Source organism: Pseudomonas sihuiensis (genome assembly GCF_900106015.1).
GTDB lineage: Bacteria > Pseudomonadota > Gammaproteobacteria > Pseudomonadales > Pseudomonadaceae > Aquipseudomonas > Aquipseudomonas sihuiensis.
Genome location: NZ_LT629797.1, coordinates 4092624 through 4107244, shown reverse-complemented (window position 1 = coordinate 4107244; position 14621 = coordinate 4092624). Strand labels below are relative to the sequence as shown.

13 protein-coding genes are annotated in these 14621 nt (G+C 61.4%); 4 read left to right on the top strand and 9 right to left on the bottom strand.

Going from position 1 to position 14621, the window contains the following annotated elements:
* Positions 1-196: 196 nt before the first annotated feature.
* From BLT86_RS19295 to dnaA, 9 genes are all read right to left on the bottom strand, one after another.
* A complete protein-coding gene (locus BLT86_RS19295; RefSeq protein ID WP_003103168.1) occupies positions 197-1507 on the bottom strand; it encodes an MFS transporter in 1311 nt (436 codons plus the stop codon).
* A gap of 9 nt (positions 1508-1516) precedes the next feature.
* Entirely contained in the window at positions 1517-1774 is a 258-nt protein-coding gene (locus tag BLT86_RS19290) for a metal-sensing transcriptional repressor (RefSeq protein ID WP_003103170.1), read from the bottom strand.
* A gap of 125 nt (positions 1775-1899) precedes the next feature.
* Entirely contained in the window at positions 1900-2406 is a 507-nt protein-coding gene (radC, locus tag BLT86_RS19285; protein WP_003103172.1) for a RadC family protein, read from the bottom strand.
* A gap of 370 nt (positions 2407-2776) precedes the next feature.
* Complete coding sequence (locus BLT86_RS19280; protein WP_003103173.1) at positions 2777-3841, bottom strand: PDDEXK nuclease domain-containing protein; 1065 nt, start codon at positions 3839-3841, stop codon at positions 2777-2779.
* Entirely contained in the window at positions 3838-5037 is a 1200-nt protein-coding gene (locus tag BLT86_RS19275) for a tyrosine-type recombinase/integrase (RefSeq protein WP_003103175.1), read from the bottom strand. Before BLT86_RS19275 ends, BLT86_RS19280 begins: the two co-directional genes overlap by 4 nt.
* Positions 5038-5397: 360 nt before the next feature.
* Positions 5398-7818 carry a DNA topoisomerase (ATP-hydrolyzing) subunit B gene (gene gyrB / locus BLT86_RS19270; protein ID WP_092379037.1) on the bottom strand — a complete coding sequence of 807 codons (2421 nt, stop codon included), beginning with the start codon at positions 7816-7818 and terminating at the stop codon, positions 5398-5400.
* A gap of 4 nt (positions 7819-7822) precedes the next feature.
* Positions 7823-8926: a DNA replication/repair protein RecF gene (recF, locus tag BLT86_RS19265; RefSeq protein ID WP_017676277.1), complete on the bottom strand. Its 1104-nt coding sequence runs from the start codon at positions 8924-8926 to the stop codon at positions 7823-7825.
* A complete protein-coding gene (gene dnaN / locus BLT86_RS19260; protein ID WP_092379034.1) occupies positions 8926-10029 on the bottom strand; it encodes a DNA polymerase III subunit beta in 1104 nt (367 codons plus the stop codon). The genes recF and dnaN overlap by 1 nt, the downstream gene beginning before the upstream one ends.
* A 38-nt stretch (positions 10030-10067) precedes the next feature.
* On the bottom strand, positions 10068-11558 hold the full coding sequence (dnaA, locus tag BLT86_RS19255; RefSeq protein WP_026088505.1) for a chromosomal replication initiator protein DnaA: 1491 nt from the start codon (positions 11556-11558) through the stop codon (positions 10068-10070).
* 520 nt (positions 11559-12078) lie between these two features.
* On the opposite strand from dnaA, the gene rpmH reads away from it, so the two are divergent.
* From rpmH to yidC, 4 genes are read left to right on the top strand one after another with little or no spacing between them, the layout of a single operon-like run.
* On the top strand, positions 12079-12213 hold the full coding sequence (gene rpmH / locus BLT86_RS19250; protein ID WP_003246698.1) for a 50S ribosomal protein L34: 135 nt from the start codon (positions 12079-12081) through the stop codon (positions 12211-12213).
* 13 nt (positions 12214-12226) lie between these two features.
* Positions 12227-12631, top strand: coding sequence for a ribonuclease P protein component (rnpA, locus tag BLT86_RS19245; RefSeq protein ID WP_036994791.1), 405 nt, complete (start codon positions 12227-12229; stop codon positions 12629-12631).
* Entirely contained in the window at positions 12624-12869 is a 246-nt protein-coding gene (yidD, locus tag BLT86_RS19240; RefSeq protein ID WP_092379031.1) for a membrane protein insertion efficiency factor YidD, read from the top strand. Before rnpA ends, yidD begins: the two co-directional genes overlap by 8 nt.
* 2 nt (positions 12870-12871) lie before the next feature.
* Entirely contained in the window at positions 12872-14617 is a 1746-nt protein-coding gene (gene yidC, locus BLT86_RS19235; RefSeq protein WP_017676273.1) for a membrane protein insertase YidC, read from the top strand.
* Positions 14618-14621 lie beyond the last annotated feature (4 nt).

Here is a 14621-nt window from a genome sequence, read left to right as displayed (position 1 = left end):
CCGTCAGGGGTCAACGACGGCCGTCAGGACGCAAGCGCGCATGGCGCGCGCAGCCCTTGACGGCGAGAACGCCGTGGCACGATGAAGGGAACAGCAAGACCGCCCCCACTCACTCCGATTTTGGGCAAGCGAGCGCGCAGGCCCGGATCTAGCAATCCGGGCCGGAGGCGTTGGGGATGTGAAACGCTGACAGCCGCTAAACGCGCGTCCAGTCCCGGTGCAGGTCGTCCACGATCGCAGGGTGGCGATGCCCGCCGCGATCTGCGTGTTCGCGCAAGTGAGGATGATCTGACGGCAGATCAGGGTGATCGTGAGTGATGTCGGAAGAATCACTAGCGGGCCAGAGCCGCAACGCCAATCCCACTCCTACAAGACCGATCAGCGACATGACGATGAAGGTCGATTGCAGTCCAAAGGCAGCACCGAAGCGACCGGCCAAGGGGTAGCAGATGAGCCAGCACGCATGGGACAGGGCGAATTGCGCAGCAAAGACCGCAGGACGATCCTCGGGGTGAGCGGAGCGACGCAGCAACCGACCGGATGGCGTTTGCGCCACGCTGTAGCCAAAGCCGACCACCAGCCAGATCACCACTAGGACGGCATAGGTCGGAATCATCGCTCCGGCTGCTGTCCCCAACACCAGCATCGTTGCCCCCGCAATCATGGCTGGCCGATCAGCAATCTTGTCGAGCAAGCGAGGCAGCGCGAATGCCGCAATCATCGAGCCGCCTCCGAAGGCGGCCAGCGCCCACGCCACCTCGGATTCGCCCAGGCCGAAGCGCGCCTTGACGATAACCACCGTGTTGACGATCACCATTGATCCTGCTGCCGCCACGGCGAGGCTGATTGCCAGCAAACCTCGCAGGCGTGGCGTGGCGAGGTAAATGCGCGTGCCGCGCGTAGTGCGATCCCAGATGCCCCGGCGTGGGCCGGGTACGGTTGTGGGCAGCCCCACGCTGACCACGAGCGCGGCCGAGACGAGGAAGCCGAGAACCGTTCCCGCAAACAGATTGTGAAAGCTGATGACGGTCAGCAGCGCGGCGGCCAGCATTGGGGAAATCAGGCTTTCCAGATCGTAGGCCAGCCGGGAAAGAGACAGCGCCTTCGTGTATTCGTCTTCGTCGGGAAGGATGTCCGGGATGGTGGCTTGAAAGGTCGGCGTGAAGCCTGCGGACGCCGCCTGTAGCACGAAGATCAGCAGATAGATTTGCCAGATTTCGCTGACAAAGGGCAGGCAGAGCGCAACGGATGCTCGCACCAGGTCGAGGGCGACCAGCAACGACCGTCGCGGCAGCCGGTCGGCGAAAGCCTGCGCGACAGGTGCGACGCCGACATAGGCGAGCATCTTGATGGCCAGCGCCGTCCCGAGCACCGCGCCGGCATCCGCGCCGGCCAGATCGTAGGCAAGCAGGCCGAGCGCCACTGTCATCAGGCCGGTGCCGACGAGTGCGATCACCTGGGCGGAAAACAGGTGGCGATAGGTGCGGTTCTTCAGAACGGAGAGCATGGGATGGCCTCAGAGCAGTTTGGTCAGCGCCTTCATTTCGGCCAGAACGGAGTCCTCGTCATGGGACAGGCAGTGGTCGATGTGGTCGTGGATCAGGACGCGCTTTGCCGCCGTCACCGCGCTTTCCACCGCCGCGAGCTGGCGGGCGATGTCAAGGCAGGACTGACCACCTTCGATCATGCCGATGACGTGCCGAAGATGGCCCTCGGCGCGTTTGAGTCGCTTCACAAGGTCGGTGTGGGTTGAGTGCTTGTGCGTCGCTTTCATGCGGCAATTGTATCCCCCCAGGGGGGATATGACAAAATCGCCTTGCCGCCCTTCTGTCGGCCGCCGCAGGTGTGCTTTGTCAATCGGCACCGGATGCAGCAAAAAGGGGGCCGAAGCCCCCAAGGTCAAAGCAGGCCGCGTTCGGCGAATGACGTGGTACGGCTTCCAGCGACAATGATGTGATCCAGCGTGCGAACGTCCACCAGCGCCAGCGCCTGCCGAAGCTGCGAGGTCATCGCCTTATCGGCCGCGCTCGGCTCGGGGTTTCCGCTCGGATGGTTGTGCGAAACGATGACCGCCGCTGCATTGAGCCGCAGTGCCTGCTTCACCACCTCGCGCGGATGCACCTCGGCGGCGTCGATCGTGCCGTGGAACATCTCCACGTAGTCGATCAGCCGATGGCGCGTGTCGAGGAACAACACCGCGAAGACCTCGTGCTCGAAGCCGGCCAGCTTGGCGCGCAGGTAGTCCTTCACCGCCGCCGGCGAAGTGAACGCCTCGCCGCGCTGCATCTTCTGTTCGATGACCTGGCGCGCGGCTTCCAGAATCTGGTCGGCGTCCGCCGGCCGATAGCGCCCACGGCCATCGCGCACCATCAGCGGGGTATCGTGAGAGAGGGTCAGTTGCGACATGATCGTGCTCCGGTTGCTCGGGCGGAATTGCCCGGAACCGTGGCCAGCACGGCGCAGCGCAAGCAGTCAGGGGTCGCAGACGGCCGCCAGGACGCAAGCGCGCACAAGCGCGCGCCGCCCTTGACGGCGAGAACGCCGTGATACGGTGAAGGGAACAGCAAGACCGCCCACACCCGCCCACTGCACACAGTCGGCTTTTGGCAAGCGGAGTGCGCAGGCCCGGATCAGCGAGTCGGGCCGGAGGCGTCAGCCGAGCAAAGCGAGGGAACGATGGAAGCCCGGATGGGGCGAGAGTCGCGCAGCGAGGCTCGATGCACAGCACGACAGCGCGACGGCGGCACGCCGGGACGCCCGACTGCTTGGGACAGGGCTACTCGTTGTCGATTTTGCGCTGCTCGATCTGCAACTGTGCCCGCTGCGTTGCCTGTTGCAGTCGCTCCACCAGCACGCCCCTCGGCGGCAAGGCGGTCAGGTACTCGGCGACGTGGATGCCCGACTTGTCCAGCTCCAGCAATTCGATCTGCTCGCGCTTCTTGCCGGTGCAAAGGATGATTCCCAGCGGCGAGGCTTCCTCCGGCTCCCGTTCGTGCTTGTCCAGCCAGCGAAGGTAAAGCTCCATCTGTCCCTTGAAAGCCGCCTTGAACTCGCCGACCTTCAACTCCACTGCCACGAGCCGGCGCAGCTTGCGGTTGTAAAACAGCAGGTCGAGGTGGAAATCCTCGCCGTCAATTTGGATGCGCTTCTGCCGGGCCACGAAGCTGAAACCCGCGCCCAGCTCCAGCAGGAAGGATTCCATTTCCCGGATGATCGCCGCTTCCAGGTCGCCTTCCTGCCAAGTGTCCCGCAGCCCCAGGAAGTCGAGGATGTACGGGTCGCGCATGACCAGGGCGGGCGACATGCGCTGCGCATCGCGCATCGTCGCCAACTCCTGTGCGATCGTCTCGCCCGGCTTTTGGGACAGTGCCGTGCGCTCGTACAGCATCGAGTCGATGCGCTCGCGCAGCGTCCGCACGCTCCAGCGTTCGACGCTCGCCATCTGCGCGTAATAGTCCCGCTGGAGCGGGTCTTTCAGCGGGATCAGGGCGATGAAGTGCGTCCAGCTCAATTCTCGTATCAGTGATACGAGAATCTGCTCGTCGGGGAAGGTGGCTGCGAACTGCACCATGCGGCGCAGGTTCTGCTCGGCAAAGCTGTTGCCGTACTCCTTCACCAACTGCGCCGCCAGGGTAGGCAGGACTTCCTTGCCATAAGCGCCCCGGCGCCCGTCCAAGACCTGCGTATGGATGCGCTGGCCGATGCGCCAGTAGAGCATCGTCAGTTCGCTATTCACCGTCGAGGCGGCGCGCTTGCGCGCCGCCTCGATCAGTGCCCGAATGTCGCCCAGCAGCGCCGAAGGCGCTGCGGACGATGCTGCGGATGACCGGCGCGTGTTCATGCTGCCGCCTCCGCAAGCTGGCGCGCGCCCGTGATGGCCTGGCGCCGGCTGGCCACCAGCTCGGCGGCATCGCGCACCGGCTTGTCCTCGGTATGGACGTAGTGCATGAACATCGCCACGGTCTTGTGGCCCGTCAGCTTCATCCCCACCTTGGTCGGTACGCCAGAATTGGCAATGTCGGTCGTCGAGCGATGGCGGATGCCGTGCGTGCCGACGTGCGGGACGCCGGCGGCCTTGAGCACCCGGCACCAGCCGCCATAGTGTTCGCCAAAGGTCAGGTGCTTGGCCGGGTCGTTGGGCGACGGCAGGACATAAGGGCAGCCCTCCCGGCGCGGCGCCGTCGAAAGCAGCCGATAGGCTTCCTCGCTCATGGGCTTGGAAATGCCGCCGACCTTGCTGTCGGGCCACACCACGCGCCGGTTCTCGAAGTCCAGCCAGCTCCATTCGAGCGGGCAGATTTCGGAGCGCCGGGCGGCGAACTCGAATTGCAGCCGGATCGCCAGAGGGATGACGTAGTTCTCCAGCCCTTCCGCCTCCAGCTTCTCCAGATGGCGGAAGAGCCGCACCATTTCCTCGTCCACGATGAGCCGGGTTTCCTTGCCCGGCGGGTACATCGGGACGTGGCGGCACGGATTTGTGCCGTCCGGGCGGTAGCCCCACACTTCGGCCAGGTTGAACATCTTGCGCAGCACGCCGAAGGTCTTGTTCGCCTCGGTCGGCTTGTAGGCCAGCTTCTCCATCAGCCCGGCAATGTCGGGCCGCTTCACGTCATGCACCTTCTTGCGGCCCAGCAGCGGGATGATGTTGCGGTCGATGACGCCCTGATAGCCGTCCTGCGTGCTGGGCTTGTTGCGCTTCTTGGAGTAGTCCTCCATGAACTTCTTGCACAACTCGGCCATCGTGGGCGCCTTGCGCGCCTCGGCCTTGGCGCCGCCGGGGTCGCCGCCCCGGCGAACCTCGGCCAGCCAGTCCTGTGCCTTGACTCGTGCCTGTTCGACGGTCAGTTCCCCGTACAGCCCCAGCGAGGGCTTGCGGGGCTGGCCGGAGTTCGTGCGGTACTGGAGCATGAACACCCGGCGGCCCGTCGGGGTAATCTTGCACAGGAAGCCGGGCACCACGGTATCCCGCAGTTCAACATCCTTGGCCTGGGGCTGGGCCGCCTCCACGGCGGTCTTGGTGAGCTTGATCTTTGCCATGATGACTCCTTGGAACGACCCGGATTCCAAGAGCCAGATAGGAGCGGCGCGAGGGAAAACCGGGTCAAGTTTCAGAAAGCACCGGCATATGATGGACGCGCGTAAGCTATTGATAAACCTGCTGTATCGAGCTGCGGCGCAGTCCAGCGAACTACCGGGCTGGAGTCATCGTGAAACAAAAAACCCGCCGAAGCGGGTTTTTCATGACCTTCCGACATCCTGTCGTTTGCCATCCTGGCGCGGTCTGTCTTCCGTGACTCGGGACATCCAGTTCCCGGTAGGTGTATGTAGATTAGCTAGCCTGCGCAGGCAACGGGAGAGGTCAGTTGCGCCTCTCCATGTAAGCCTTTTGCCACAACATCAGAAGTCCAGATTCGACACCGCCAGGGCGTTGGACTCGATGAAGTCGCGGCGCGGCTCCACGGCATCGCCCATCAGGGTGTTGAAGATCTGGTCGGCGGCGATGGCGTCCTCGATGGTCACCTTGAGCATGCGGCGCACTTCCGGGTCCATGGTGGTTTCCCACAACTGATCCGGGTTCATCTCACCGAGACCTTTGTATCGCTGGATGCTGTGACGCTTGGTGCTTTCGGTCATCAGCCAGTCCAGCGCTTCCTTGAAGGTGCTGACCGGTTTCTTGCGCTCGCCACGCTGCACGTAGGCGCCTTCTTCCAGCAAGTTGTTCAGCTGTTCGCCCAGGGTAGTGACGGTCTTGTAGTCATTGCTGGCGAAGAAGTCGCGGTTGAAGGTGGTGTAGCTGGAAAGGCCGTGAGATTTGACCTCGACCTCCGGCAGCCACAGGTGACGCTCGCGGTCTTCACGCAGACTGGCACTGTAGGTCTGGCCAGACTTCTCGGTAGTCTTCAGACGTGCAGCGAAGCCTTCCAGCCAGTTCTGCATGAAGGCCTGATCAGCGAGCTGCTCCACCGGAATGCGCGGCAGATAGACGAAGTGCTCGGTGATGTCCTTGGGATAGACACGCGATAGTCGATCCAGGGTCTTCATCACGCCACGGTATTCGCCCACGAGCTTTTCCAGCGCGCCGCCAGACAGGCCTGGGGCATTCTCGTTGACGTGCAGGCTGGCGTCTTCCAGGGCCGACTGGGTCATGTATTCATCCATGGCCTCGTCGTCCTTGATGTACTGCTCCTGCTTGCCTTTCTTCACCTTGTACAGCGGCGGCTGAGCGATATAGATGTAGCCGCGCTCGACCAACTCCGGCAACTGACGAAAGAAGAAGGTCAACAGCAGGGTACGGATGTGCGAACCGTCGACGTCAGCATCGGTCATGATGATGATGTTGTGATAACGCAGCTTGTCGATGTTGTATTCATCACGGCCAATGCCGCAGCCGAGCGCAGTGATCAGCGTGCCGACTTCCTGCGAGGAAATCATGCGGTCGAAGCGCGCGCGTTCGACGTTGAGGATCTTGCCCTTGAGCGGCAGGATCGCCTGGGTCTTGCGGTTACGGCCCTGCTTGGCAGAACCGCCCGCGGAGTCACCCTCCACGATGTAGAGTTCGGACAGCGCCGGGTCTTTTTCCTGGCAGTCGGCCAGTTTGCCGGGCAGGCCGGCAATGTCCAGTGCACCTTTACGGCGAGTCATTTCACGGGCTTTACGAGCCGCTTCGCGGGCACGCGCGGCATCGATCATCTTGCCGACCACGGCCTTGGCTTCGTTGGGGTTTTCCAGCAGGAAGTCGGAGAAGTACTTGCCCATCTCCTGTTCGACCGCAGTTTTTACCTCGCTCGATACCAGTTTGTCCTTGGTCTGCGAGCTGAATTTCGGGTCCGGCACCTTGACCGAGATGATCGCAGTCAGACCTTCGCGGGCATCGTCACCGGTGGTGGAAACCTTGAACTTCTTGGCCAGGCCTTCGGCCTCGATGTAGTTGTTCAGGTGGCGGGTGAGGGCGGAACGGAAACCGGCCAGGTGCGTACCACCGTCACGCTGCGGAATGTTGTTGGTGAAGCAAAGCAGGTTCTCGTTGAAGCTGTCGTTCCACTGCAGGGCAACTTCGACACCAACGCCGTCTTCTTCGCGCTGAACGTTGAAGTGGAACACCTGGTTGACCACGGTCTTGTTGGTGTTCAGGTACTCAACGAAAGCCTTCAGACCACCTTCGTACTTGAACAGCTCTTCCTTGCCGGTGCGCTCGTCGCGCAGCAGGATGCCCACGCCGGAGTTGAGGAAGGACAGTTCGCGCAGACGCTTGGCCAGGATGTCCCAGCTGAAGTGGATGTTGGCGAAGGTCTCTTCGGACGGTTTGAAGTGGATCTGCGTACCGGTACCGTCGGTGTCACCGACAGCGGCCAGAGGCGCTTGCGGTACACCATGCACGTAGGTCTGTTCCCAGATCTTGCCGCTACGGCGGATGGTCAGCACCAGCTCCTTGGAGAGGGCGTTCACCACCGAGACACCCACGCCATGCAGGCCGCCGGATACCTTGTAGCTGTTGTCATCGAACTTACCGCCGGCGTGAAGCACGGTCATGATGACCTCGGCCGCCGAGACGCCTTCTTCCTTGTGCATGTCGACCGGGATACCACGGCCGTTATCGCGCACACTGATCGATTCATCCGGGTGGATGGTGATGATGATTTCACTGCAGTAGCCTGCCAGCGCTTCGTCGATCGAGTTGTCGACCACCTCGAACACCATGTGGTGCAGACCACTACCATCGTCAGTGTCACCGATGTACATCCCGGGACGTTTGCGTACGGCGTCCAGTCCTTTCAGCACCTTGATGCTGGAGGAGTCGTACGTTTGGTTCTCGCTCATGCCTTCACTCCCGATGGTCTTGGGTCTGGGTGATACGGCCATGTTCCACGTGGAACATGGCAACCGGCGTATCCGTCTGCCAGCCTTCCCTCAACAATTCATGATCTACACAGGTGATGAACACCTGGCAGCGCAAATCTTCCAGCAGCCGGCACAATGCCTGACGATGCTGTTCATCCAGCTCCGACGGTAGGTCGTCCACCAGATAGATACACTGGCCACGCTTGGCTTCGTTGACCAAGTGGCCCTGGGCGATGCGCAAAGCGCACACCACCAGTTTCTGTTGTCCTCGCGACAGAATCTCTGCCGCGTTGTGCCCCGCCAGTCGCAGACGCAAATCAGCGCGCTGCGGTCCGGCCTGGGTATGCCCGAGTTGCTGGTCGCGGAGGAGGGATGTGGCGAGCACTTCGCTCAATTCCCGATCCTTGTCCCAACCGCGGTAATAACTCAGGGTCAGTCCTTCCAGCTCCAGCAGCTCGGCCAGGGTCCGTTCGAACACCGGTTTCAGGGCCTGAATGTAGGCACGTCGGTAGGTGTCGATTTCCTCGCTGGCACTGCACAGTTCGCGGTCCCATGCGGCCTGCGAAGCACCGTCAAGTGTACCATGGCGCAGCCACGAGTTCCGCTGCCGCAGGGCTTTCTGCAGGCGTTGCCAGGCGCCGAGAAAGCGATGTTCCACGTGGAACACACCCCAATCGAGAAACTGCCGGCGAATCTTCGGTGCACCTTCAAGCAGTCGAAAACTATCGGGGTTTATCAGCTGTAGTGGCAACAGATCGGCTAGCTGCGCAGCGCTACGCGCGTTCTGCCCATCGATACGAATCTGCAGCTCACCCTGACGATCGCGAGAGATACCCAGATTGCTGGAGCCGCCTTCGGCCAACTGCACCTGACCGAAAATGGTACAGGCGGGTTGCTCGTAATGGATGACCGGCTGCAGGCGGGTGCTGCGGAAGGAGCGGGCGAGGCCTAGCAGATGGATCGCCTCGAGCACGCTGGTCTTGCCGCTACCGTTGGCGCCGTGGAGGATGTTGATGCGGGAGGAGGGGGAGAGGGTCACCGGGTGCAGATTGCGCACCGCGGTGACCGTGATACGGCTTAGGGACATTAAAGACGCATCGGCATGACAACGTAGGCCGAATCGTCGTTGTCGGCTTCCTGCAGCAGGGCACTGCTGTTGGAGTCGGAGAGGATCAGGCGCACCTGCTCGGTTCCCATCACGCTCAGCACATCCAGCAGATAGCTGACGTTGAAACCGATCTCCAGGCCGCTGCCCGCATAGTCGACAACGATCTCTTCCTCGGCCTCTTCCTGCTCAGGGTTGTTGGCTTGAATCTTCAGCAGACCAGACGCCAGGGTCAGGCGAATGCCACGGTACTTCTCGTTGGACAGAATCGCGGTGCGGCTGAAGGCTTCGCGCAGGCCCTGACGATCCGCCAGCACCAGTTTGTCACCACCACGTGGCAGCACGCGCTCGTAATCCGGGAACTTGCCGTCGACCAGTTTCGAGGTGAAGGTGAACTCGCCGGTGTTGGCACGGATGTGATGCTGACCGAGAACGATGGCGACTTCGGCGTCTTGCTCGGTGAGCAGGCGAGCCAATTCGAGAATACCTTTGCGCGGCACGATGACCTGATGCTTGCCTTCCTGCTGGATGATCGCTTCCATGGAGCACATGGCCAGACGGTGACCGTCGGTAGCGACCGCTCGCAGCAGACCGCTCTGTACTTCCAGGAGCATGCCATTGAGGTAGTAGCGCACATCCTGCTGGGCCATGGCGAAGCTGGTGCGTTCGATCAAACGACGCAGCTTGGCTTGCGGCAGGTTGAAGGTCAGCGACCCCGGACCTTCCTCGACGGTGGGGAAGTCGTTGGCCGGCAGAGTCGACAGAGTGAAACGGCTGCGCCCGGCCTTGACCAGCAGCTTCTGCTCGTCGACACGAATATCGATCAGCGCGTCGCTCGGCAGGCTTTTGCAGATGTCCATCAGCTTGCGCGCCGGCACGGTAATTTCACCCGGTTCGGCGGCATCTTCGAGTGTGACGCGGCCAACCAGTTCGACCTCGAGGTCGGTACCGGTAAGCGACAGCTGCTGGCCTTCGACCACCAGCAGGACGTTGGACAGAACCGGCAGCGTCTGGCGTCGTTCCACGACACCGGCGACCAGTTGCAGGGGTTTCAACAGGGCTTCGCGTTGAATAGTGAAATGCATGGTCTAGTCCCTTGCCTCGTGGAGCTGCATTGATTTGATCAGGTAGTCAGGGTGCGCAGCAGGTTCTTGTAGTCCTCGCGGATGTCCGCGTCGGATCCCCTAAGTTCAGCAATCTTACGGCATGCGTGCAACACCGTGGTGTGATCGCGACCGCCGAAGGCCACACCGATTTCCGGCAGGCTGTGATTGGTCAGTTCCTTCGACAATGCCATGGCCACCTGACGCGGCCGGGCGATCGAGCGCGAACGGCGCTTGGAAAGCAGATCGGTGATCTTGATCTTGTAGTACTCAGCGGTGGTGCGCTGAATATTATCGATGCTGACCAGCTTGTCCTGCAGGGCCAGCAGATCCTTGAGCGACTCGCGGATCAGCTCGATGGTGATGTCGCGACCCATGAAGTGCGAGTGGGCGATCACACGCTTCAGCGCGCCTTCCAGTTCGCGCACGTTGGAGCGAATGCGCTGGGCGATGAAGAACGCGGCATCGTGCGGCAGATCTACCTTGGCCTGGTCGGCCTTCTTCATCAGGATCGCCACGCGGGTTTCCAGCTCAGGGGGCTCGACCGCCACGGTCAGGCCCCAGCCGAAGCGCGACTTCAAGCGCTCTTCCAGACCTTCGATCTCTTTCGGGTAGCGGTCGCTGGTGAGAATCACCTGCTGACCCCCTTCGAGCAGCGCGTTGAAGGTGTGGAAGAACTCCTCCTGGGAACGCTCCTTCTTGGCGAAGAACTGGATGTCGTCGATCAGCAGCGCATCGACCGAACGGTAGAAGCGTTTGAATTCGTTGATGGCGTTGAGCTGCAAGGCCTTTACCATGTCGGCGACGAAACGCTCGGAGTGCAGGTACACGACCTTGGCGTTAGGGTTCTTCGCTAACAGGTGATTACCCACAGCATGCATCAGGTGAGTCTTGCCCAGACCAACGCCGCCATACAGGAACAACGGGTTGTAACCGTGCTTGGGGTTGTCCGCCACCTGCCAGGCGGCCGCGCGCGCCAACTGGTTCGACTTACCCTCGACGAAGTTATCGAAGGTAAAGGTGCGGTTGAGGTAGCTGGTGTGCTTGAGGCCACCTTCGACCTGTACGGTACGTTCGGTGCGTGGCGCCACCGCGGGGGTCGGCGGTTGTGGCGCGGAGCCGCCCATGGAGTCGAAGCTGGCACGCGACGGCTCCTGCTGTGCAGGCGGCGGCACCGGCTTGCTGACGGATGCGGCGGCCTGAACCTGAGCGGCACGCGCAGCAGCAGGCAAAGGGGCCGTTGGCGCGACTCGGGCAGTCGCTGCCCGCTTGCTGCCTATTAATAAGGAAAGCGCAGGAACCAGACCACCAGCGCGCTCACCGAGCAACTCGAGCAAACGGCTCAGGTACTTCTCGTTGACCCAATCGAGTACGAAACGATTCGGCGCATACACGCGCAGCTCGTCGCCTTCGGCTTCGACCTGCAGAGGACGGATCCAGGTGTTGAATTGCTGGGCTGGCAACTCGTCGCGCAAAAGCTCGACGCATTGCTGCCATAGTTCCACTGACACTGACTATCCCCTATCCAGGCGGCGATGCAAAAACAGCCGCCATTGTAACGGCCAACGACCGAGTTATCCACACAGCAGGGACTAGATGGCCAAGTAAAATCAAAGCCTTAGTTCCATTCATCAGACTTATCAGTAGCTGCGTAAGCCTTGTGGATAAGAACCCCGTAAGCTTCCGTAAAAGCCTGGGGATGAACGGGCGGATAACCCTGCTGTGGGTAACACGGCATTCTATCCTCAGGCTGTCTGCAGGACACGCACAGACGAACCACGCCTTTTGGACAGACTTATCATCACCGGATGAGCAAGCAGGGCGCTGCAGCCAAAGGGTTGTCCACAGACGCTGGCAGCACCATTCAACATAAACATAGAAAAAGAGCTTTAAACCCTTTTCCTTCTTTCTATTTCTATCTGGCGAATAAGGTTGGTTGGAAATTGACCTACCGCGCGGCTTTCTCTAGAATTGCCGGTCTCTTTAAACCAGGGTCATTCCGACCCTAGTCGATCACCCAGGTAACGCACCATGAAACGCACTTTCCAACCCAGCACCATCAAGCGCGCTCGCACCCACGGTTTCCGTGCCCGCATGGCCACCAAGAACGGCCGTGCCGTCCTGTCGCGTCGTCGCGCCAAGGGCCGCAAGCGTCTGACTGTCTAATTCATCCAGACAGGTGGTGAGTCGAGGCTTCGGCCGGGAAAAGCGACTGCTGACTCCCCGGCAATTCAAGGCAGTCTTCGACTCCCCAAGCGGTAAAGCTCCGGGCAAAAGTGTCCTGCTGCTAGCGCGCGATAACCAGCTTGATCATCCCCGCCTAGGTTTGGTGATCGGCAAAAAGAGCGTCAAGCTCGCCGTCGAGCGCAACCGCATCAAGCGTCAAATCCGCGAGTCCTTTCGCCTCAATCAGGACAACCTGACAGGCTGGGACATCGTGGTGGTCGCCCGCAAAGGGCTAGGTGATCTGGAGAATGGCGAACTTGCTCAGCAGTTCGGCAAACTCTGGAAACGCTTGGCCCGAAGCCGGCCCAGTCGCGACGCAGACTTATCCCCCGGGACAAGCGACAATCCCCATGCGTAAAGCGGCTCTAGCCTGTATTCAGGTTTATCGCTACGCCATCAGTCCGCTGATGGCCAGTCATTGTCGCTTCTATCCCAGCTGCTCCTGCTATGCCTACGAAGCCATCGAGCAACATGGCTTCCTGCGTGGTGGCTGGCTGACAGCGCGCCGTCTCGGTCGCTGTCACCCCTGGAATGCCGGCGGTTTCGATCCAGTTCCACCCGTTAAAAAATCCCGTTCCCCTTCGATGGCCGAATAATCATGGATATCCAACGTTCGATCCTGATCGTCGCCCTGGCAGTCGTGTCCTACCTCATGGTCCTGCAATGGAACGAGGACTATGGCCAGGCTGCCCTGCCAGCCGAGGTTAGTACCTCGACCGCTGCGACGCCTGCCCTGCCCGACACACCTGCTGCAACCGCCAGCACCGGCGGCGACGACATCCCCACTGCCGTGGCCGAGCCCACTGCTGCTGCCGTTGCGCCTACCGCCGCTGTCAGCGACGAGCTGATTCGCGTCAAGACCGATGTGCTGGACCTGGCCATCGACCCGCGTGGTGGCGATATCGTGCAGCTGCGTCTGCCGCAGTACCCGCGTCGTCAGGACCGCCCGGACGTTCCGTTCCAGCTGTTCGATAACGGCAACGAGCGTACCTACCTGGCACAGAGCGGCCTGATCGGTCAGAACGCGCCGGATAAATCCAGCGGTCGTTCCCTGTGGAGCAGCGAGAAGCAGAACTACGAACTGGCCGAAGGCCAGGACAGCCTGGTGGTCGATCTCACATTCAGCGAGAACGGCGTCAACTACATCAAGCGCTACAGCTTCAAACGCGGCCTCAACCCACAGTGCTCGGCGCGTGAGCAACAGTTGAAGAAGCCTGGCTGCATCGATCCGTCCGCCTATCAGGTCGACGTACGTTACTTGATCGATAACCAGAGCGAGCAAGCCTGGAGCGGCAACCTGTTCGCCCAGCTCAAGCGCGACAACAGCGGCGACCCGTCCTCGACCACCGCTACCGGCACCGCTACCTACCTCGGCGCGGCACTGTGGACCGCCGACGAGCCGTACAAGAAGGTGTCGATGAAGGACATCGACAAGCAGTCCTTCAAGGAAACCGTGCAGGGCGGCTGGGTCGCCTGGCTGCAGCACTACTTCGTCACCGCCTGGGTGCCGAGCAAGGACAGCACCAACCTGGTACAGACCCGCAAGGACAGCCAGGGTAACTACATCGTCGGCTTCACCGGCCCGTCCGTGCAGGTCGCTGCCGGCACGCAGGGCGAAACTGGCGCGATCCTCTATGCCGGTCCCAAGCTGCAGGAGCACCTGGGCACCCTGTCCCCGGGGCTGGAGCTGACCGTCGACTACGGCTTCCTGTGGTTCCTCGCGCAGCCGATCTTCTGGCTGCTGGAAGTGATCCATGGCGTGCTCGGCAACTGGGGTTGGTCGATCATTGTCCTGACCATCATCATCAAGCTGATCTTCTTCCCGCTGTCGGCTGCCAGCTACCGCTCCATGGCGCGTATGCGTGCCGTATCGCCGAAACTGCAGGCGCTGAAAGAGCAGCACGGTGACGATCGCCAGAAGATGTCCCAGGCGATGATGGAGCTGTACAAGAAAGAAAAGATCAACCCGCTGGGCGGCTGCCTGCCGATCCTGGTGCAAATGCCGGTGTTCCTCGCCCTCTACTGGGTGCTGCTGGAATCCGTCGAGATGCGTCAGGCGCCCTGGCTGCTGTGGATCACTGACCTGTCGATCAAGGATCCGTTCTTCATCCTGCCGATCATCATGGGCGCGACCATGTTCATCCAGCAGCAGCTCAACCCGACGCCGCCGGACCCCATGCAGGCCCGCGTGCTGAAGCTGATGCCGATCATCTTCACCTTCTTCTTCCTGTGGTTCCCGGCTGGTCTGGTGCTGTACTGGGTGGTCAACAACTGCCTGTCCATCGCCCAGCAGTGGTACATTACGCGCAAGATCGAAGCGGCAGCGAAACCGGCCAACGCCTGATTCG

What these genes read in the sequence shown, in the direction of transcription:
- BLT86_RS19290 (WP_003103170.1), bottom strand. Translation starts at nt 1,774, where the DNA reads ATGAAAGCGACGCACAAGCACTCAACCCACACCGACCTTGTGAAGCGA.
- rpmH (WP_003246698.1), top strand. Translation starts at nt 12,079, where the DNA reads ATGAAACGCACTTTCCAACCCAGCACCATCAAGCGCGCTCGCACCCAC.
- recF (WP_017676277.1), bottom strand. Translation starts at nt 8,926, where the DNA reads ATGTCCCTAAGCCGTATCACGGTCACCGCGGTGCGCAATCTGCACCCG.
- BLT86_RS19295 (WP_003103168.1), bottom strand. Translation starts at nt 1,507, where the DNA reads ATGCTCTCCGTTCTGAAGAACCGCACCTATCGCCACCTGTTTTCCGCC.
- gyrB (WP_092379037.1), bottom strand. Translation starts at nt 7,818, where the DNA reads ATGAGCGAGAACCAAACGTACGACTCCTCCAGCATCAAGGTGCTGAAA.
- BLT86_RS19275 (WP_003103175.1), bottom strand. Translation starts at nt 5,037, where the DNA reads ATGGCAAAGATCAAGCTCACCAAGACCGCCGTGGAGGCGGCCCAGCCC.
- radC (WP_003103172.1), bottom strand. Translation starts at nt 2,406, where the DNA reads ATGTCGCAACTGACCCTCTCTCACGATACCCCGCTGATGGTGCGCGAT.
- yidD (WP_092379031.1), top strand. Translation starts at nt 12,624, where the DNA reads ATGCGTAAAGCGGCTCTAGCCTGTATTCAGGTTTATCGCTACGCCATC.
- yidC (WP_017676273.1), top strand. Translation starts at nt 12,872, where the DNA reads ATGGATATCCAACGTTCGATCCTGATCGTCGCCCTGGCAGTCGTGTCC.
- dnaN (WP_092379034.1), bottom strand. Translation starts at nt 10,029, where the DNA reads ATGCATTTCACTATTCAACGCGAAGCCCTGTTGAAACCCCTGCAACTG.
- BLT86_RS19280 (WP_003103173.1), bottom strand. Translation starts at nt 3,841, where the DNA reads ATGAACACGCGCCGGTCATCCGCAGCATCGTCCGCAGCGCCTTCGGCG.